Raw genomic sequence first — 18,059 nt, 5'->3', positions numbered from 1 at the left:
GGGCCTCCAGCAGAGCGCTATTAATGGGCAGGCGTACCGAAGCTTACCAAAATAGCTACGCCAACTAAGGCAACGGCAGACCACACAATAGTGGCCTTTGTGGCACGTTCGCCAAGTACCCAAGCAACACCTAACGACATTAACGCACTGGTGGCAATTAGCGTTTGAACAACCGCAGCTTTAGCGTAGGCGAACGCAAACATTTGTAGGTATATAGCGGCAGTGGTGCCAAGCAATGTAGCTAGAACAAAAGCGGGCCACACGCGCTTTGCGTTATCGCTTCCTTTGTCGATAGCCGGCATGTAGCGCGTTTTCGTTATGGCAATAAAAGGCACCACAAAAAACATACCGCCTACTAATCGTAAAAATGCCGCACTGGCTGCATCAATGTCGCCTGCACTTAGAATATCGCGACTAACCACGGCCCCTACGGCCTGACACAGCGCGGCACCTACGCCAAACAAGTATCCGCTGGTAGCAAACACATGAGTAGTACTGCGTTTACGCGCTTTAATCACCATATCAACAGAAAATAGCACTACAGCAACACCAATCCATTGTTGCCAGGTAATCCATTCGCCAATAAACGCCATTGCAAAAAGGGCAGTAAAAAGCGGGGCAAGGGTTTCGGCCACTAGCACGGCTTGGCTGTCGCCAATGCTTTGCAGGGCTTTAAAAAAGCAGGTGTCGCCAATGCCTATACCAATAAGCCCGCTAAGTAATAACCATAAAACCGCGTTAGTGCTAAGCCCAGTTGGTTGAATCACCAATAGCACCACCGCCAAAATAGCGATAGAGATTAAGCCCTTCCAGAAATTCATGGTAAGCGGTGAAAAGGCGTTGCCTGTGCCTTTAAAAAGACGTGCAGCTATGGCCCAACAAAGCGCCGTACCTAGCGCAGCAAAAACACCCATAATTCACCTTAAAACAGAAGAACGAAAAGACACGTATAAAAAAGAGCGGCTATGCTAATGCAAGGTAAGGTTAGGGTAAACTTAAATAATTGAAGTGCCTTTTAGCTAAAACTTCAAAGCCTTAAGTAAACGTAACGGTAGGCAAGGGGTAATCGTGGCAATATAAAGTAAGTAGTTATAAGCGCCATGGAAAACTTAGTTAAACCAAGGCGACAACCGCACTATTCGTTTCAGCAAAAAAGGACTAACAAGGCGTGAGCATTAACCAAATGAATTTAACAGGCGTTAAAGGTGTAATATTCGATTTAGACGGTACCTTAGTAGAGTCGAGCCTTAACTTCACGAAAATGCGCGCCGACGTAGGCTGCCCACAAAACGAAGATATTCTTACCTTTGTAGATGCCATTGCGTGCTCCGAAACCAAAGCCAATGCCCACCGCGCCATTTTGCAGCACGAACTAGACGATGCCGAAAACGCCAAATGGTTACCCATAGGAAAAGCCATGGTAGAAAAAGTGCAAGCGCACAACTTACCCATGGCAATAGTTACTCGCAACTGCCGCCAAGCAACCGCTATTAAAGTAGCTAATAACAGCATACCTATTAATTACGTGCTAACCCGCGAAGATGCCCCAGCCAAACCCGACCCAACAGCCTTGTTAATGGTGGCGAACACATGGCAGCTTCAGCCTGAAGACTGCCTGTATGTAGGCGACTTTATTTATGATCAGCAAGCCGCCGAAAATGCTGGGATGAAGTGGTTTTTGGTTTAGCTATTTTATATCTGGTTTCTTGGGCTTAAATGGGTCAACAGGCAAAATGAAATAGAGGTCATCTGCAGGCTCAAAAATGTCTGCTCCACCATATACTTTAGTATACTCTTCCTCAGTCAGCTCTTGCATGTTTGTTTTTTGTCCGATATTCATTGGCACTCCTTTATTTGAATCTTAAGCTCTCATGAGCATTTCAACAGTAATAGTTAAACAGGGAAGTATTGCATGTTTACTGGGTCACGTTACCAATGGCAGCGAAAATTCTATTCGTGTGTCTCTATTTTCATATTTTGTCTATTAATTATTCCAAAATTGAGCCAAGCAGTTGGAATTAATTTAGAAGGAAAAACTTCGTTTGATGGTATCCCTTCAGGCGTAATTAGAGACTTAGAAGTATTAGATAAGGTCGTTTATGTTGCGGCTGAAAATGGTGTGTTTGAGGTAGTTGGAAATGAAGCAGAGAAGCTAGAGTTTAATTCATTTAGTGATGCTACAGGGATAATTTCTGATATCGATTTGGGTGATGAGTGTTTATGGGTAGTCGAATACGGCGTTGGTGTTTTTAAAGTTAATTTGGGAACTAGGGAAACCAATCAGGTTTACAGTGACTCAGACTGGTCAAAATCTGTCTGGGCCATGGCGGTGACACCAACACATTTTTTCTTTTCAATAATAGACGACGTGATCGTCGTTGATAGAAAAACTGGTAGATCGACGAGATTGAATACCTTAGTTCAGACTTTTAAGCTAAACAGCGTTTATTCACTTTCTGAGTCCTTGGGCAATATCTACATTGCCTCTGATAAAGGTTACGTTTCAGTGTCTGGCAATCTAGCCGAACTAGAAGAGAACAAACTAAGCAGCAAATTTCCAATGTTGTCTAGTGTAACTCTCATTAAAGAGAGCGACGGCGAATTGTTTCTTGGGGGCCCCGAAGGTTTATACATAAAAGGTGACAGCGTTCGCTTTATTCCAACCGAAGGTACTCAAGGTACATTTATCCATGATGTTGTAAAAAACGTAGATGGAAAAATTTGGCTTTCTGACGGTCGTCTATTAGTTCTAGATGAGGGTGAGTTAAAGGCACCATCTTTCATGAATCCGATATTGGCATCTGAAGCTATCAGATCCGTAACAAAAATAGCGGCAGGCCCCTACAACTCGCTTCTAGTTGCTTCCTCTCAACTAGGATTGATTTCTTTACCCAAATCAAAATCTGCAACTAACTTGGTGTCATTAGATGGTGGCGTGTTAAGAGAAAATATACTAAAAATGTCTATCGCTGAGGCAGGTACTCTAGTTCGAACAGACAAAGGTTTATATCAGTTAAATGAAAGTAACGGTGAGTTGACAGTAAAGACAAAAAAGACACAAGACGGAGCATATTGCAGCACGTGGCAGGAGGAAGTATTTTCAAAGCTTATTAATGTTGAACCCGATCTTATTTGCAATACTGAATATGCGCATTATATCGAAGTCAACACAGATACCTTCTACTTCTATTACGATGACGGTGAAAGTGCTAGCTACTATTTGATAGCAGACAATACTATTCTAGACAAGATTGAAGCGCCAAGACAGATTCTAGGTGGCTCGCTCTTAAGTGGAGGCGAGATAGCAGCTTTTGATGTGTTCGACAACGTCCATTTTCAATTATCTAAGTTTAATTGGCGCACAATTAAGGCTGAAGAAGGCAAGTGGTTTGGAATTCAGTGTTTAGTAGAGTTTGAAGAAAGTTATTTGGTTTGTACTTCCGGGGCAGGTTTAAAATCTATTGACAAAAAAACTGGATCAGTAAGTACATCAACTATTTTAGGCGTAGAGAAATTACGGTTTATTAGAGGGGCCATCGTCACTAAAAGCGGAAGCCTTTGGGTTGCATCAAATATGGGGCTTTTCATAAAACACTCTGACTATGAAAAGGCATCTATTGTAGGGGCCAAATTTGGTCTCTTTGACACTGATTTCGAGTATAAGAGTTTTGAAGAGCTTACTGACAAAATTCTAGTTAAAGGAGACAAGTACAGTTATTTGCTTGATGAAAAAGAAATCTTAGGGAATTTAGAAGCTACCGCAATTGAAGGAGGGGCCGCAGTGCTGACCCGTGTGCAGTGGATTGATGATGAAGGTCAGCATACAGGTTATTTTCCCAAGACTTCTAGCTTCAAGTTCGATAGTAGCTTCAAAGAAGTAACATTTAACTTCGTTGTCAGCACTACATACGATGAAAGCAGTGGATTTAAGTTTCGATTAGACGATGATGCATGGGTTTCTCATAATAAAACTGCGCTGAACCTCACTTTAGGTGATATTGGCGTTGGCCACCATAAACTTGATGTAACTGTTGTTGCGCCAAATGGTAGTGAGTTAGGTTCCACCATACAATTTGAAATAGCCCCTCCTATTTGGGCTTCTTATACTGGCTATACTATTTACACTCTTCTAACAGCTGTATTTATTTGTTTGTGGAAAATAGGCTTTATAAGTAAGGTCTATGGGCACTTCAAAACAACAACCCTGTACAAACACCTTACCCGATACGAAATTACAGATGGACAATCTAAATTCGAAAAAATGCTGCGTAGCAAAGAGCGATTTATCAGTGAGATTACCCATGAGCTTCGAACTCCTATACAAGTGATAAAAGGCTCGTTAGAAAACATTTCAGATTCAGCTAAAGAAAGCAGCAAGGAGTTAATTTGTGTTCAGAACAACATGAAAAGGGTTGAGCAGTTGATTAACCAAATGAGTGACGGAGTTCCGAAGACAGTTGATGCTGCGGATTACTATAAGTCTTACTCACTAGAAAACGTGAAATTTATCGCCTTATCGCTTGAACCCTTGGCGAAGCAAAAGAGACAGAACCTAGAAGTAAGAATTAAGGGAAAGAAAGAAGTATCTCTTATCAACGACAGTCTTGAAAAAATCTTGGCTAACTTGGTTCAAAATGCAATTAAATTCACACCGGAACAAGGAACAATTAAGGTCGCTGCTACGCAAGATGCCAAAGTACTAAAAATTGTAGTTAGTGACGATGGTGAGGGTATTGAAGATCATTTACATAGCAAAGTGTTTGAGCGATTTGCTAGAGGAAATACAGATCAAGAAGGCAGTGGTGTGGGCCTAGCGATGGTAAAAACATTGGTAGAGTTGAATCAGGGAAACATTGTTTTAGACAGTAAAAAAGGCGTGGGAACAAAGATTACCGTCACTTTACCCATCGACGACATTGATTATGTTAACTCTCATGCGGAAGATTTGTCTCCATCCAATGTAAAGACGAACAAAAAGTCACTTCTAATCGTTGATGACAGTAGAGAGTTTCGCTCACACCTTTTCGATTTATTTTCAGATAAGTATCGCTGCTTGGTTGCTCGCAGCGGCGTTCAGGCTTTAGAAGTCATGCAGCACTATTTAGTAGATCTTGTTATCACAGACCAAATGATGAAAGAGATGGATGGTTTGACCTTAACAAAGTCCATTCGAAGCAATACAAGTTACGCAAACATACCTGTTCTAATGTTAACTGCAAAAACTGGAGCAGAATTAGAGAAAGCGGCATTGGAAGAGAAAGTTGATTACTTCCTAGCAAAGCCTGCGTCTAATGAAGAAATCATTTTGCGAGTTGAACATTTACTGTCTGTGAGAGAAGCAAAAGAGAAAGAAGAGCAGAGAAGCGATCAACCAGTCTTCAAATTCGGGTGTTTGAAAATTCCAGAGTTTAATAATGAAAAGGATATGGCGTTCTATCTAAACTTTATTGCGGTACTGGAAAAGAACTATCACGACGAATCATTTAGTAGAAATCAGGCCGCTTCAGAATTGCTGATAAGCCCTAGAAGTCTAAACAGAAGAATGTCAGAGCTTTTTGAGTATAACTTTAGCGAGTTCCTTTCACGCTTCAGAATCGAAAAGTCAATTCCATTGCTACTGGAAGGAAATAGTATTTTAGATACTTGTTTAGATGTAGGTTTTGGCACCGCGGCGTATTTCTCTACGTCGTTTAAAAAAGTAATGCTTTTACCGCCCAAGAAGTTTGTGGAGCAATACAATAAAAATGTAGCGTGATTCATCTGGCGCAGTATTATATTTCGAATACAAAAGAATACGCGGTTGCGCTTCCGAGCTATTCCGAAAAGTTCCACATTATGTCTGATTTGCGATATATAAGTGTAGGGGCGTGTCATCTTTTAGTGATGTGAAAAAAGAAACATTTGTCTGTGTTTGATGACAAGAGGGCAGACTTCCCAAAGTGGCTATTTTTTGCCTGATAACGTAAAATTGAGAAGTCACTGGAGGGTATATGAAAAACTTAGTTTATAAGACTGCCAATAATCGAAAAGGTCGGTTTATCCCAAATATGGCCAACTTCGAAGTTAGCCTTAGCTATGAAGGAATTGTGCTCAAAAGAAGCAATGAGCGTATGAGCATTTCCGAACTTAAAAGAAAGTATTCCCGAAAGAACTAAATATACCTACGCCTTTCAGCCAAAAAGCCAATCAACAGAAACGATGCCACGTAGCCTGCACCTTGGTACTGCCAAGGTAAGTAGGCTAGGGTGTGTTTCAAAAACGGTGCGCCGTACAGGGTTAGTGCGCCATAGCCAAAGGCACATAGCACCACAAAAAGGCTTACGCGAATAGTGAAATGATAAGGTGCCAAAATGCGTTTTACGTGGCCGTTAATTAGGTCGCCGTATACCACCAAAATAGTGGCCATTAGCATAATGCTCATTTCGGTGTAATAGGGGCTTAATGCGCGAGAAAGGGCACTGAAAAGTTCACTCATAAAATTACTACTATTATGATTGTTTTTGCTGTGTGCCCATTATAACCATGGTAAGAATAAAAGCGTTAGCTCGCGCTTTTATTCTATATGCTTCTATTAAGGGCGCTAACGGCTTTATAGCCTTGTTCAATGGTGGCAATGCGGTCGGTGGTGTGGTCGCGTTCTACAAATTTGTGCTCAATACCAGCCAGCTCACCGTGGGCAAAAATGTCTTTAAAATTAATGGTGCCTTTGCCCACATCAGCAAAGCTGCCATCTTCGGCTAAATCTTTCACGTGCCACAGCTTAAAGCGGCCTGGGTACTGCTTAAAGTAATCAACCGGGTTTTTGCCCGCTTTAACGGTCCAGTACAAATCTAGCTCCATGGCAACTAGGCTTGGGTCGGTCTGGGTTATTAGTACGTCTAATGGTGTTTGGCCGTCGCGCACTTCAAATTCAAAGTCGTGATTATGATAGGCAAGGGTAATACCTTCTTTACTGCACGCTTCACCAATTTTATTTAGCTTGTCCGCAAGGGTTTGGTAGGGGGCTATGCCTGTTCCGCGCTGCGCTTCGCTAAGCCATGGCACCACTAAATATTTGTGACCTACGGTTTGTGCGTTATCTAACACTTGCGTTAGGTTAGTGCCGAATTCATCTAGCATAATGTGCGCAGAAGGGGCAGTAAGGCCGTTCTCATCAAGTAAGTGTCTTATCTCTTTAGCACTGTGACTAAAATACCCTGCAAACTCCATTTCTGTGTAACCCACATCGGCCACTAATTTAAGCGTGGCGGGAACACTTACCTTCATGATGTCTCTAAGTGTATAAAGCTGCAGGCCAACAGCATGGCTAGCATGGTTTGTCATGGTATTCCTATTACCCGCCTTATGATTATGCGCCAAAACAGCAGGAGCGCTCATTGCAGCCAGTAAGCCCGACGAATATTTAATGAACTGTCGTCTTGAAACGGCAGCATCAATGTCGTTGGCCGCGTTTATTACTGCCGGTTTACTTAAGTGTGTTTTACTTAAATTCACTGCTTGCTCCTTTTGGTCGTGGTATATGGATAATAGTGCTTCGCCCTATTCATCTAGCCTCGGGCTTGGCCCGTGCTTTCACGCATAATCAGCTCAAACGGCATAATGACTTTTGGGGCCTTACGAATTTTTCCATTAAGTAAGTCAACCAGTAGCGTGACCGCTGTTCTGCCAAACTCTTCTGCGGGTTGGGCAATAGTGGTTAGCGGTGGGTCAACAAAGGCCGAAAATGCAATATCATCGAAGCCTGCTACCGATATGTCGTTGGGAATATGTAAGTTTGCCTGCTTAAACGCTTGCATAGCACCAATGGCCGTTTCGTCGTTTTCACAAAATACGGCGGTTGGCCTGTTTTCAAGGTGACTGATGGTTTCCCCTGCGTTGTATCCAGCTTGCAAAGTGAAGTCGCCAGGAAACAGCAAGCTTTCATCAAAGGTAATGTTGGCCTCGGCTAGGGCGTCTTTGTACCCTACTAGTCGCTCTTGGGTAAGAGGGCTAGAGTTCGGCCCTTTAATCATAGCAATGCGCGTGTGCCCTAAAGAAATCAGGTGCTCTGTCATGGCCTTTGCCGCCGCGCGGTTATCTAGCGACACAACCGGATATTGCCCATCGTCAATAACTTCACAGGCATTCACCATGGGAAGTAAGCCATTATCGTTAATCATCGAGGCATCAAAAGGGTTGTGCGCACGTAACTGAATAAGCCCGTCTGCCTGAGATGTGCTTACCATTTTTGCATAGTGGCTTTCAATTTCACTGTTGCCAAGGGTGTTGGCAAGCAATATGGAATAGCCTAGTTCTGCTGCCGCTTCCTGCATACCGCTTATTACTCGGGCAAAAAACACATTGGCTACAGTGGGAACCAGCACTACCAAGTTATGCGTTTTTCCCGAACGAAATTTAACGGCCATTAAGTTAGGTTTGTACCCCACAGCCTGTACGGCAGCCATCACCTTGTTTCGCGTTTTCGGGGAAACACGCTCGGGTTGCTGTAATGTTCTTGATACCGTAGCTACCGACACACCGGCGCTATCGGCTACATCTCTTATATTTGCCATTTACTTTTTGTTATTTGGTTGTCGACACACATATTGTAAACCCATCGCGCTAACGTTCTACCTAAACATGAAGTTTAACTTGTGGCTTTAACGGTGATGCAGAATCGATAATATTTCATGTAACCGTTTTCATTCAATTGAAAGAATACGCAATTTCATTTGAAGGTCAAAGATTATTTGTAGAAATTTTGTAAACGATGGAAAGAGTTTTTCCTGAGTGGAGTACGGTGAAATAGTCGTTTTAGGGCCGCTTAGTAAGTATTTGTGTAACTTTTGTAAACGTTAGATTAACGAAATGCTTACTTTTGTGTTGACCATGAAAATGTAACGGGTTACATTTTGTCTATTGGAGTACGTTTTTAAAGTAATCAGTGACACCAAAAGTGCGTTTGCACACAGAGGAATTTCAATGCAACCAATTCGAATGGGAATGATCGGAGGCGGAGAAGGCGCGTTTATTGGTGCCGTTCATCGTCATGCCGCAGGGTTAGATGGGAACTACCAGTTGGTGTGCGGCGCATTTAGCCGCAATGAAGACAATAATTCACGCACGGCTGCATCGTTAAATGTGCCGTCATCTCGCGTATACGGTAGTTGGCAGGCAATGCTAGATGAAGAAGCCAAGCTACCAGAGCAAGAGCGCATGCAGGTGGTGGTTGTTGTTACGCCTAATCATCTTCACGTACCTATTTCTGTTGCTGCAATTAAAGCGGGCTTTCATGTTTTTTGCGAAAAGCCAGCAGGCGTAAGCTTTGCAGAAGTGAAAGAACTTCAAGATGTCATTCACGGTAGCCAGTCGTTATACGGGCTAGCTCACACGTATCTTGGCTACCCAATGGTATGGCAAGCGCGCCACTTGGTTGAAAGCGGCATGTTGGGCAACATTCGAAAAGTGTATGTTGAGTATCCGCAAGGGTGGTTGTCGGGCGAAGAAGAAACACATAACAAGCAAGCCCAGTGGCGCACCGACCCCGCCATTTCAGGCGCAACGGGTGCAATGGGCGATATTGGTACTCATGCCTTTGGCTTGGTTGAGTTTGTATTAAACGATAGCGTTACCTCACTATGTGGCGAACTTAACACGCACGTTGAAGGGCGTCGATTAGATGACGATGGCGCCGCGCTTATTAAAACCAAGAAAGGGGCGACGGGTGTGCTGATTGCCTCTCAGGTTTGTGCCGGTGAAGAAAATGCGCTGAAAATTCGCGTTTACGGCGACAAAGGCGGGCTGGAATGGCGTCAAATGGAACCGAACTCCGTTATTTATCGCCCAATAGATGCTCCTTACCAAGTTTTTAGAGCCGGGCAAGGCCAAGTAGGGCTGTGCGACGAGGCTTCTTCACGCTGCCGCGTTCCAGCAGGTCACCCAGAAGGCTATTTAGAAGCAATGGCAAACTTATATACCGACTTCGCTACAGCAATACGCGCTGGTCAAAAGGGCAAAGCCGAGGGCGTACCTGGAATTAATGCAGGTTTGCGGGGCATGGTATTTATCGACGCCATGTTAGCCAGCACTGACAGTGAAACCAAATGGGAGTCGGTAAGTCAGGAAGGGGCGCAATAATGCGGTTACTAAACACAATGAAAGAGGTGAGCAAACATGGCGAATAATCAACAACCTATTAAAGGGCCTGCTATTTTTCTTGCTCAATTCATGGGTAAAGACGCGCCGTTCGACTCGCTTGAGAATATGGCAAAATGGGCAGCATCGCTGGGTTATAAAGGTATACAAGTACCTACCGATCCTAGCCTGTTCGATTTAGAAAAAGCAGCTGAAAGCCAAGAGTACTGCGACAACATTGCTAAGTTGTGTAAAGACGCTGGCGTGGAAATTACCGAGCTATCTACGCACTTACAAGGTCAGCTAGTGGCGGTTCACCCTGCTTACGATGAGCTGTTCGACAACTTTGCGCCCACGCATTTACACGGTAAGCCACAAGCGCGAACCGAATGGGCCATTAATCAATTGAAGTGTGCCGCTATTGCCAGCCAGCGTTTAGGGTTAAAAGCGCATGCTACCTTTTCGGGCGCATTAATGTGGCACCTTGTTTATCCATGGCCGCAGCGTCCTGCTGGTTTAGTCGAGCAAGGCTTTGCAGAACTGGCTAAGCGTTGGAAACCTATTCTCGACGCATTCGACGATGCAGGCGTTGACGTATGTTATGAAATTCATCCGGGTGAAGACCTACACGATGGCGCTTCATTCGAGCAGTTTTTAAAAGCGGTAGATAATCACCCTCGGGCGAATATTCTTTTCGACCCAAGTCACTTTGTATTGCAGCAGCTTGATTACCTCGACTTCATCGACCGATACCACAGCCGCATTAAAATGTTCCATGTTAAAGACGCCGAATTTAACCCTAACGGAAGAACCGGTGTGTATGGTGGTTACCAAGACTGGCAAGACCGCGCAGGACGTTTTCGTTCATTGGGCGACGGCCAGGTCGATTTCAAAGGCATATTTAGCAAGCTGACTCAGTACGGTTTCACCGGGTGGGCAGTGCTTGAGTGGGAATGTTGCCTAAAAGACAGTACGCAAGGTGCAGCAGAAGGCGCACCGTTCATCGCTTCTCACATTATCGAGCCAAGTAAATATGCATTCGACGATTTTGCTGGCGGCGACGTAAGCGAAGCGAAAAACAATCGTATTCTAGGCCTTGAGCGCTAAGCGCCGTTAATAGGATAACAATAACTATGATAACCCTACGCCTTAGTTTAATGATGTTTCTTCAGTTCTTCATTTGGGGGGGCTGGTTTGTAACCTTGGGCACCTATTTGTCGAACACCTTGTCTGCCAATGGCGGTCAAATAGGTATGGCCTTTTCTACCCAAAGTTGGGGGGCCATAGTCGCGCCCTTTATCGTGGGTCTTATTGCCGACCGATTTTTTAATGCCGAAAAGATCCTCGGCTTATTACATATTGTTGGCGCAGTACTTATGTATTACCTGTATCAGGCCAATGATTTTGCTAGTTTCTATCCATATGTGTTGGCCTACATGATTGCCTACATGCCAACGCTTGCACTGGTGAACTCTGTAGCGTTCGGCCAAATGGAAGACCCTTCAAAAGAGTTTGGAAAAGTTCGTGTGTGGGGCACTATCGGCTGGATTGTGGCAGGTCTTATGATTAGCTATGTCTTTTCATGGGATTCTGCGCAATCTATTGCCGATGGTATGCTCAAAAACACCTTTCTATTATGCAGCATAGCCTCGCTTGCGTTGGGGGTGTTTAGCTTCACGTTACCAAACACGCCGCCGCAAACTAAAACGCAGCCTAATGGGCAGGCTGTAACGCTGCGCGACATTCTTGGTTTAGATGCGCTAGCACTGCTTAGAGACAAAAACTTTTTCGTCTTCTTTTTATCGTCGGTACTCATATGCATTCCTTTAGCGTTTTACTATCAAAACGCGAACCCGTTTCTTACTGAAATAGGCGTTGAAAACGCAACGGGTAAAATGACCCTTGGGCAGGTGTCAGAAGTTCTCTTTATGCTTGCCTTGCCGATATTTTTAAACCGATTTGGCATTAAAGCCACCTTAGTTATTGGTATGGCAGCATGGGTTATTCGATACACACTGTTTGCCTATGGCAATGCTGATGAAGGCTTATTCATGCTAATTGTTGGCATTGCGCTACACGGTATTTGTTACGACTTCTTCTTCGTATCAGGCCAAATTTATACTAACGCCAAAGCGGGCAGCACAATAAAAAGTGCGGCGCAGGGGCTTATTACGTTAGCCACTTACGGTGTAGGTATGCTGGTGGGTTTTGCGGTAGCAGGGGCCATCACCGACTCTTATACCCTAGATTCTGGCGCACATGGCTGGCAGCAAATTTGGCTGTTCCCAGCGGCATTCGCTGCTGTTGTACTAGTGCTTTTCACCGCTCTTTTCAAAAAGGAGAAGGTTGATGCCAACGCATAGTAAACATCTAGATAACTTAACACGCCGAAAGCTGCTGCAGAGCATGGCAATGACCGGAATAGTGAGTACGGGCCTAGCCAGTGCAGGCTCAGCAATGGCAATGCCGACAATTGCTGGCGATGCCAAAGGGAGTCGTTCGACGAATGCGCCGCTTAAGGGCAATGTAAATCACTCTGTAAGCCGATGGACCTACGGCGATTTAAGCATTGAAGAGTTGTGCCAAACCGTTAAACAACTCGGGTTTAATGCTATCGATTTAGTGGGCCCTGAAGACTGGCCTGTGCTCAAGCAATATGGCATCGACTCTTCAATGTGCAATGGCGCAGAAATTAGCCTCGAAGACGGTTTCATACATAGCGAATTGCACGATGAACTAGAAGAGCGGTATATCAAGCACATCAATTTAGTGGCAGATGCGGGCTATACCAATCTTATTTGCTTTAGCGGAAACGCCAGAGGTATGTCTCAAGAAGAAGGCTTAGAAAATGCGGTTAACGGGCTAAAGCGTATTTTGCCCCATGCTGAAAAGCGCAATGTTGTGATTTTCATGGAGCTATTTAACAGTAAAGTCGACCACCCCGATTACATGGCCGACAACTCTGCTTGGGGCATAGAACTTTGCAAACGTCTAGGCTCTAAACACTTCTCACTACTTTACGATATCTACCACATGCAGATAAATGAGGGCGATATCATTCGAACCATTCGCGACAACCACCAGTACTTTGGTCATTATCACACGGCCGGCGTACCTGGGCGTCATGAAATAGATGCTTCACAAGAACTCAACTATGAAGCCATTGCTAAAGCCATTGTACAGACCGGATTCAACGGCTACTTAGCGCAAGAGTTTATACCCACACCGAAAACCAAAGCCAACAGAATAGCGTCGCTACAACAAGCGATCCATATCTGTGATGTGTAACGTGCGAACAGGCACAGCGACGAATTAAGTTTTAAGGACGTGTTATGGCGAGTAACGAATATGATGCAATAGTAATTGGATCTGGTATCAGTGGCGGTTGGGCTGCAAAGGAGCTAACCGAGAAGGGCTTAAAAGTGCTTATGCTCGAGCGTGGCCAAAATATTGAGCATATAAAAGACTATAAAAACGCGCACAAAGAAGACTGGGATTATCCACATCGCGATTTACCCACACAGGCAATGAAGGTTGACTATCCAGTGCTTAAGCGCGACTACCCGCTTAACGAAAAAACCTACGGCATGTGGGCGAATGAAAAAGAGAACCCTTATGTTGAGGACAAGCGCTTCGACTGGTTTAGGGGCTATCACGTTGGCGGACGTTCATTGTTGTGGGGCCGCCAGAGCTACCGACTGAATAAAGAAGATTTCGAAGCTAACGCGAAAGAAGGTATTGCTGTCGACTGGCCTATTCGCTATGAGGACTTAGCACCTTGGTATGACTATGTTGAAAAATTTGCAGGGATCAGTGGAAACCTAGATGGTTTAGACGTATTGCCCGACGGCGTTTATCAACCGCCTATGCCTATGAACATTGTTGAAGAGAGTGTGGCGGCACGGGTGAAAAAAGCGTTTGAAGGTTCACGTCACATGGTGCATGGCCGTACCTCAAACATGACGCAAAGCAAACCTGAAGAGGGGCGTGTTCACTGCCAATATCGCAACAAATGTTGGTTGGGCTGTCCGTTTGGTGGTTATTTTAGTACGCAAGCTTCTACGCTTCCTGCAGCGGTTAAAACAGGAAACCTAACACTTCGTCCTTTCTCGATAGTAAAAGAAATTTTGTTCGATAAAGACAAGAAGCGCGCAATGGGTGTGGAAATTATCGACGCACAAACCAACGAAACTTACGTTTTCAAAAGCAAAATTGTGTTTGTGAATGCATCGGCATTGAATTCGGCATGGGTGTTAATGAACTCAGCCACCGATGTGTGGGATGGCGGCTTGGGCAGTAGTAGTGGTGAGCTTGGTCATAATGTAATGGACCACCATTTTAGAGTAGGTGCATCTGCTGAGGTTGAGGGCTTTGACGACAAATACACCTACGGTCGCAGACCGAGCGGCTTTTACGTACCAAGGTTCAGAAACTGGGGCAGCGACAAACGCGATTATTTACGTGGGTTTGGATATCAAGGTGGTGCAAGTCGTTCAGGTTGGCGTAAAGACATTGCAGAGCTTGGTATAGGTGCGGGTCTTAAAGACGCAATTACAGAGCCGGGTCCGTGGACCATCGGCATGACAGCCTTCGGTGAAATTCTGCCTTATCACGAAAACAAAGTGTATTTGAACAAAAAAGTGAAAGACAAGTGGGGCTTGCCAGTACTTGCTATGGACGTTGAGATTAAAGAAAACGAGCTCAAGATGCGTAAAGACATGCAGCAAGATGCCGTTGACATGTTTGAAGCGGCAGGGCTCAAAAACGTTCAGGGTTGGGATGCCGACTATGCCCCGGGAATGGGTATTCACGAAATGGGTACTGCACGTATGGGACGAGATCCTAAAACCTCGGTACTCAACGCACACAACCAAGTGTGGGATGCGCCAAACGTGTTTGTGACAGACGGCGCAGCGATGACGTCGGGAAGCTGCGTTAACCCGTCACTAACTTATATGGCATTAACAGCAAGAGCTGCAGACTTTGCCGTAGAAGAGTTAAAGCGAGGAAATCTATAATGGAACGCAGAGAACTTCTTAAACTTATTGCAACAGCAACGGGGTCGGCGCTATTTGCAGGGAATGTGCTCGCCTACAGAGACATTCCTTCAGTGCCATTAAGTGCCACATTATTTAATGAAAAAGACGTAGCCTTGCTTAACGAAATGGGTGAGATCATTATTCCGCAAACCGACACCCCAGGGGCAAAGGCCGCTAATGTGGGTGAGACCATGGCTGTGCTAGTCACCGATTGCTATACACCATTGCTTCAAAAAACCTTTTTAGATGGCATAAAGAAAATCTCTTCATTGAGTCAAGATCGCTTCAATAAACAGTTTATTCAGTTGACTCAACAAGAACGAGAAACGCTTTTCAATGACTTAGATGTAGAAGCGAAGGCGGCGAACCTTGCAAACGGGGTTTATCAGGGTGTTGAAACCGGTAAGCCTAGCCAATGGGAGCCGGGTACCGATGAGCCAACGCCTCACTACTTTACCTTATTAAAGCAGCTAACATTGTATTGCTTCTTCACATCTCAAGTAGGGGCAACCAAGGTGCTTCGATACGTTGCCATCCCCGGTCGATACGATGGTGCCTTTCCTTATAAAAAGGGCGACAAAGCGTGGGCGACATAAGCGCAGTATATAAGTGCTTAGAACGTAAATGCTTAGCGAACAAAAAGCTTGGTACGAATAAAGCAAAACGCAAAACGCAAAACGCAAAACACAACACAGCCAAACGCAATACAGTGATGAAACAGATTAGAAAAGGTACTGACACAATGAATAAAACGCTCATTGCTTCTACAGTAGCGCTACTTATGCCACTTAGTGCATGCGCTACGAACAATGCAGATACTGAGAAAAGCGAATCACGCTTAACGCGCGAACAGCAAGCAGCTAAAACAGAAGTTTGGGAACCAGTTCCTGAAGTTGTGTCTTTTAATAATGCTGGTGTGCCCTCTGATGCTACTCTATTAATTGGCAGTGACCTATCAAACTGGAGCTCGGTAAAAAAGGGTGACGCTAAATGGACGCTTGAAGACGGCGTGCTTACTGTGAAGCCAGGCACAGGCGACATTAAAACGAACGAGGCGTTTTGTGACGTACAGCTTCACGTTGAGTGGAGAGCACCACAGCCTGAAGCGGGTATGGAAGGACAACAGCGCAATAACAGCGGTATCTTCTTACAGCAACGATACGAAATTCAGGTACTAGACTCATATCAAAACAAGACCTATCCCAATGGTCAGGCTGCAAGTGTATACAAGCAAACCATTCCGTTGGTTAATGCTATGAAGGCCCCCGGCGAGTGGCAGACCTACGACATTATTTACAAAGCCCCTACTTTTAATGGTGAAGCGCTAGCAACTAAAGGCTATGTTACCGTTATTCACAACGGTGTTGTGGTTCAGAACCATACTGAGATCCAAGGCACAACAGAGTGGATTGGTGCGCCTAAGTATAAAGCTCACGGATGTGCGCCGCTTCAATTACAAGACCACGGCAACCTAGTAAGCTTTAAAAATATGTGGGTAAGACCGCTTTAAAAAGCAAGTCTGTAGATATCCTCAATCTCTTCAATACTTAATTGCTTGGGATTATTGCGAAGAAGGCGGGTTACTTTACTCGCCTCTTCTGCTAATTCACTTACACAAGAGGGCGGAATATTAAAGTGGGTGAGTGAAGAAGGAATGCCTACATCTCTGCAAAGCTTTTCCACGGCTGTTAAAAGCAGTGCTATTGCCTCTTCTTTTGAGTTGTGACGCTCGCACACCTTAAGTAGCTTAGCTACACAATAAAGTTTGTCTTGGCAAAACGGTGCATTTACGTTTAACACATGAGGAAGCATCACCGCGTTACTCATGCCGTGCGATAAATGAAAGCGTCCACCTAAAGGATAAGCCAGAGCATGAACTGCGCCTACGCCAGCATTACCAAATGCAAGCCCAGCCATTAAACTGCCGGTGGCCATATCCTCCCGGGCTGATAAATTCTCACCGTTGTTGTACGCGTGTATTAGCGAATTAAAGATAAGCTTTAATGCCTTTTCTGCTAGCGCATCGGTAATGGGGCTGGCATTTACACTTATATAAGCCTCTAATGCGTGAACGAATGCGTCAATACCGCTGGCAGCTGTTATCGACGATGGACAGGTTTTTGTCATTTCAGGTGCCACAATAGCCACATCAGGCAAAAGGCAATGACTAACAATACCCTTCTTCATTTGAGCTTCAGTATCAGACAAAATAGCAATGTTAGTCACTTCAGAGCCTGTACCTGCGGTAGTGGGAATAGCAATAAGAGGCAGTTGTCGCTGCGATAACGTATTTTCGCCAAATAGAGCTTTAACTGACCCTTCATGATCATAGGTAGCGGCAAGTACCTTTGCACTATCAATAGCGCTACCTCCGCCAAGAGCAATTATCCCATTTACATTCTTCTGTTTAAGTAAACGTAGTTTAGCTTCTATAACCTCTACTTCGGGCTCAGGGGGAATGTCATTAATAACTAACGAAGGTGCGAAGGGAATGAGTGAAAGCACGTGATCAAGAATACCAGAAGAAGACACCCCTTTGTCGGTAACTATGACATAGTCCGTTATAGACAGGTGTGCCATTTCATCAGCAAGGGCTTTAATAGCGCCAAGGCCCGTTATGAGTTTTCCAGCGGTTTTGAATTCTGAAACTTTCATATAAACACTCGCAAAGGCAATGAGAAATTCAAATAGTGATACTTAAACTTATAGTACACGATGAGACTTTCCAATTATCTAACCTTATAGAATGCTAAAAGTAAGCGTAATTAGTAGTTTTTATGAACGTATTGTGTATTGTTTATGCAAACGATCGAAAAATAAGGATTTTTTCAAAATAAGTGTTGACGTGAGCGCTCATTTCCCTAAAATGCGCATCCGCTTCGGGGGAAAAGCAAAACAGCAAGCCTC

At 44.5% G+C, this 18,059-nt stretch carries 15 protein-coding genes; 9 read left to right on the top strand and 6 right to left on the bottom strand.

Features of this window, described 5'->3' with window-relative positions; genetic code table 11:
• Positions 1 to 20: 20 nt before the first annotated feature.
• Positions 21 to 914 carry a DMT family transporter gene (locus ACHUFN_RS15485; protein WP_394223340.1) on the bottom strand — a complete coding sequence of 298 codons (894 nt, stop codon included), beginning with the start codon at positions 912 to 914 and terminating at the stop codon, positions 21 to 23.
• Positions 915 to 1,168: 254 nt separating this feature from the next.
• On the opposite strand from ACHUFN_RS15485, the gene ACHUFN_RS15480 reads away from it, so the two are divergent.
• Entirely contained in the window at positions 1,169 to 1,687 is a 519-nt protein-coding gene (locus ACHUFN_RS15480) for an HAD family hydrolase (RefSeq protein WP_394223339.1), read from the top strand.
• On the opposite strand, the gene ACHUFN_RS15475 is transcribed toward ACHUFN_RS15480, so the two are convergent.
• On the bottom strand, positions 1,688 to 1,840 hold the full coding sequence (locus tag ACHUFN_RS15475; RefSeq protein WP_394223338.1) for a hypothetical protein: 153 nt from the start codon (positions 1,838 to 1,840) through the stop codon (positions 1,688 to 1,690).
• A gap of 72 nt (positions 1,841 to 1,912) precedes the next feature.
• Here ACHUFN_RS15475 and ACHUFN_RS15470 point away from each other — a divergent pair, with 72 nt between their 5' ends.
• A complete protein-coding gene (locus tag ACHUFN_RS15470; protein ID WP_394223337.1) occupies positions 1,913 to 5,755 on the top strand; it encodes a hybrid sensor histidine kinase/response regulator transcription factor in 3,843 nt (1,280 codons plus the stop codon).
• A gap of 396 nt (positions 5,756 to 6,151) precedes the next feature.
• Here the strand turns inward: ACHUFN_RS15470 and ACHUFN_RS15465 are convergent, their stop codons facing one another.
• From ACHUFN_RS15465 to ACHUFN_RS15455, 3 genes are all read right to left on the bottom strand, one after another.
• Positions 6,152 to 6,475, bottom strand: a complete 324-nt coding sequence (locus tag ACHUFN_RS15465; protein ID WP_014947959.1) for a DUF3392 family protein — start codon at positions 6,473 to 6,475, stop codon at positions 6,152 to 6,154.
• An 83-nt stretch (positions 6,476 to 6,558) separates the two neighbouring features.
• The gene (locus ACHUFN_RS15460; protein ID WP_394223336.1) at positions 6,559 to 7,494 is read right to left on the bottom strand and encodes a sugar phosphate isomerase/epimerase family protein; all 936 of its coding nucleotides are present in this window, start codon (positions 7,492 to 7,494) and stop codon (positions 6,559 to 6,561) included.
• Between the two features lie 53 nt (positions 7,495 to 7,547).
• The gene (locus ACHUFN_RS15455; RefSeq protein WP_394223335.1) at positions 7,548 to 8,552 is read right to left on the bottom strand and encodes a LacI family DNA-binding transcriptional regulator; all 1,005 of its coding nucleotides are present in this window, start codon (positions 8,550 to 8,552) and stop codon (positions 7,548 to 7,550) included.
• Positions 8,553 to 8,961: 409 nt separating this feature from the next.
• Between ACHUFN_RS15455 and ACHUFN_RS15450 the strand changes: the two genes are divergently transcribed.
• The 7 genes from ACHUFN_RS15450 (at position 8,962) to ACHUFN_RS15420 (ending at position 16,662) form a co-directional block, all read left to right on the top strand.
• Positions 8,962 to 10,116 (top strand): Gfo/Idh/MocA family protein, encoded by a 1,155-nt coding sequence (locus tag ACHUFN_RS15450; protein ID WP_394223334.1) that lies wholly within the window; start codon positions 8,962 to 8,964, stop codon positions 10,114 to 10,116.
• 36 nt (positions 10,117 to 10,152) lie between these two features.
• The gene (locus tag ACHUFN_RS15445) at positions 10,153 to 11,220 is read left to right on the top strand and encodes a sugar phosphate isomerase/epimerase family protein (protein WP_394223333.1); all 1,068 of its coding nucleotides are present in this window, start codon (positions 10,153 to 10,155) and stop codon (positions 11,218 to 11,220) included.
• A gap of 26 nt (positions 11,221 to 11,246) precedes the next feature.
• On the top strand, positions 11,247 to 12,476 hold the full coding sequence (locus tag ACHUFN_RS15440; protein WP_394223332.1) for a nucleoside permease: 1,230 nt from the start codon (positions 11,247 to 11,249) through the stop codon (positions 12,474 to 12,476).
• A 43-nt stretch (positions 12,477 to 12,519) separates the two neighbouring features.
• A complete protein-coding gene (locus ACHUFN_RS15435) occupies positions 12,520 to 13,401 on the top strand; it encodes a hydroxypyruvate isomerase family protein (protein ID WP_394223514.1) in 882 nt (293 codons plus the stop codon).
• 44 nt (positions 13,402 to 13,445) lie between these two features.
• Positions 13,446 to 15,131: a GMC oxidoreductase gene (locus tag ACHUFN_RS15430; RefSeq protein WP_394223331.1), complete on the top strand. Its 1,686-nt coding sequence runs from the start codon at positions 13,446 to 13,448 to the stop codon at positions 15,129 to 15,131.
• The gene (locus ACHUFN_RS15425) at positions 15,131 to 15,748 is read left to right on the top strand and encodes a gluconate 2-dehydrogenase subunit 3 family protein (protein WP_394223330.1); all 618 of its coding nucleotides are present in this window, start codon (positions 15,131 to 15,133) and stop codon (positions 15,746 to 15,748) included. The genes ACHUFN_RS15430 and ACHUFN_RS15425 overlap by 1 nt, the downstream gene beginning before the upstream one ends.
• Positions 15,749 to 15,894: 146 nt before the next feature.
• On the top strand, positions 15,895 to 16,662 hold the full coding sequence (locus tag ACHUFN_RS15420) for a 3-keto-disaccharide hydrolase (RefSeq protein ID WP_394223329.1): 768 nt from the start codon (positions 15,895 to 15,897) through the stop codon (positions 16,660 to 16,662).
• On the opposite strand, the gene ACHUFN_RS15415 is transcribed toward ACHUFN_RS15420, so the two are convergent.
• Positions 16,659 to 17,807: an iron-containing alcohol dehydrogenase gene (locus ACHUFN_RS15415; RefSeq protein WP_394223328.1), complete on the bottom strand. Its 1,149-nt coding sequence runs from the start codon at positions 17,805 to 17,807 to the stop codon at positions 16,659 to 16,661. The two genes, ACHUFN_RS15420 and ACHUFN_RS15415, sit on opposite strands and share 4 nt — an antisense overlap.
• Positions 17,808 to 18,059 lie beyond the last annotated feature (252 nt).

Origin of the sequence: Alteromonas gracilis (genome assembly GCF_043642145.1) — a bacterium.
Classification (GTDB): domain Bacteria; phylum Pseudomonadota; class Gammaproteobacteria; order Enterobacterales; family Alteromonadaceae; genus Alteromonas; species Alteromonas gracilis_B.
Note: the sequence above shows the minus strand (reverse complement) of the source record. Positions and strands in the feature narration are given on the sequence as shown.

Bases quoted from the DNA above. Each gene is read 5' to 3' on its own strand.
- ACHUFN_RS15485 (WP_394223340.1), bottom strand. From the start codon at position 914: ATGGGTGTTTTTGCTGCGCTAGGTACGGCGCTTTGTTGGGCCATAGCT.
- ACHUFN_RS15475 (WP_394223338.1), bottom strand. From the start codon at position 1,840: ATGAATATCGGACAAAAAACAAACATGCAAGAGCTGACTGAGGAAGAG.
- ACHUFN_RS15470 (WP_394223337.1), top strand. From the start codon at position 1,913: ATGTTTACTGGGTCACGTTACCAATGGCAGCGAAAATTCTATTCGTGT.
- ACHUFN_RS15465 (WP_014947959.1), bottom strand. From the start codon at position 6,475: ATGAGTGAACTTTTCAGTGCCCTTTCTCGCGCATTAAGCCCCTATTAC.
- ACHUFN_RS15455 (WP_394223335.1), bottom strand. From the start codon at position 8,552: ATGGCAAATATAAGAGATGTAGCCGATAGCGCCGGTGTGTCGGTAGCT.
- ACHUFN_RS15450 (WP_394223334.1), top strand. From the start codon at position 8,962: ATGCAACCAATTCGAATGGGAATGATCGGAGGCGGAGAAGGCGCGTTT.
- ACHUFN_RS15445 (WP_394223333.1), top strand. From the start codon at position 10,153: ATGGCGAATAATCAACAACCTATTAAAGGGCCTGCTATTTTTCTTGCT.
- ACHUFN_RS15440 (WP_394223332.1), top strand. From the start codon at position 11,247: ATGATAACCCTACGCCTTAGTTTAATGATGTTTCTTCAGTTCTTCATT.
- ACHUFN_RS15435 (WP_394223514.1), top strand. From the start codon at position 12,520: ATGGCAATGACCGGAATAGTGAGTACGGGCCTAGCCAGTGCAGGCTCA.
- ACHUFN_RS15430 (WP_394223331.1), top strand. From the start codon at position 13,446: ATGGCGAGTAACGAATATGATGCAATAGTAATTGGATCTGGTATCAGT.
- ACHUFN_RS15425 (WP_394223330.1), top strand. From the start codon at position 15,131: ATGGAACGCAGAGAACTTCTTAAACTTATTGCAACAGCAACGGGGTCG.
- ACHUFN_RS15420 (WP_394223329.1), top strand. From the start codon at position 15,895: ATGAATAAAACGCTCATTGCTTCTACAGTAGCGCTACTTATGCCACTT.
- ACHUFN_RS15415 (WP_394223328.1), bottom strand. From the start codon at position 17,807: ATGAAAGTTTCAGAATTCAAAACCGCTGGAAAACTCATAACGGGCCTT.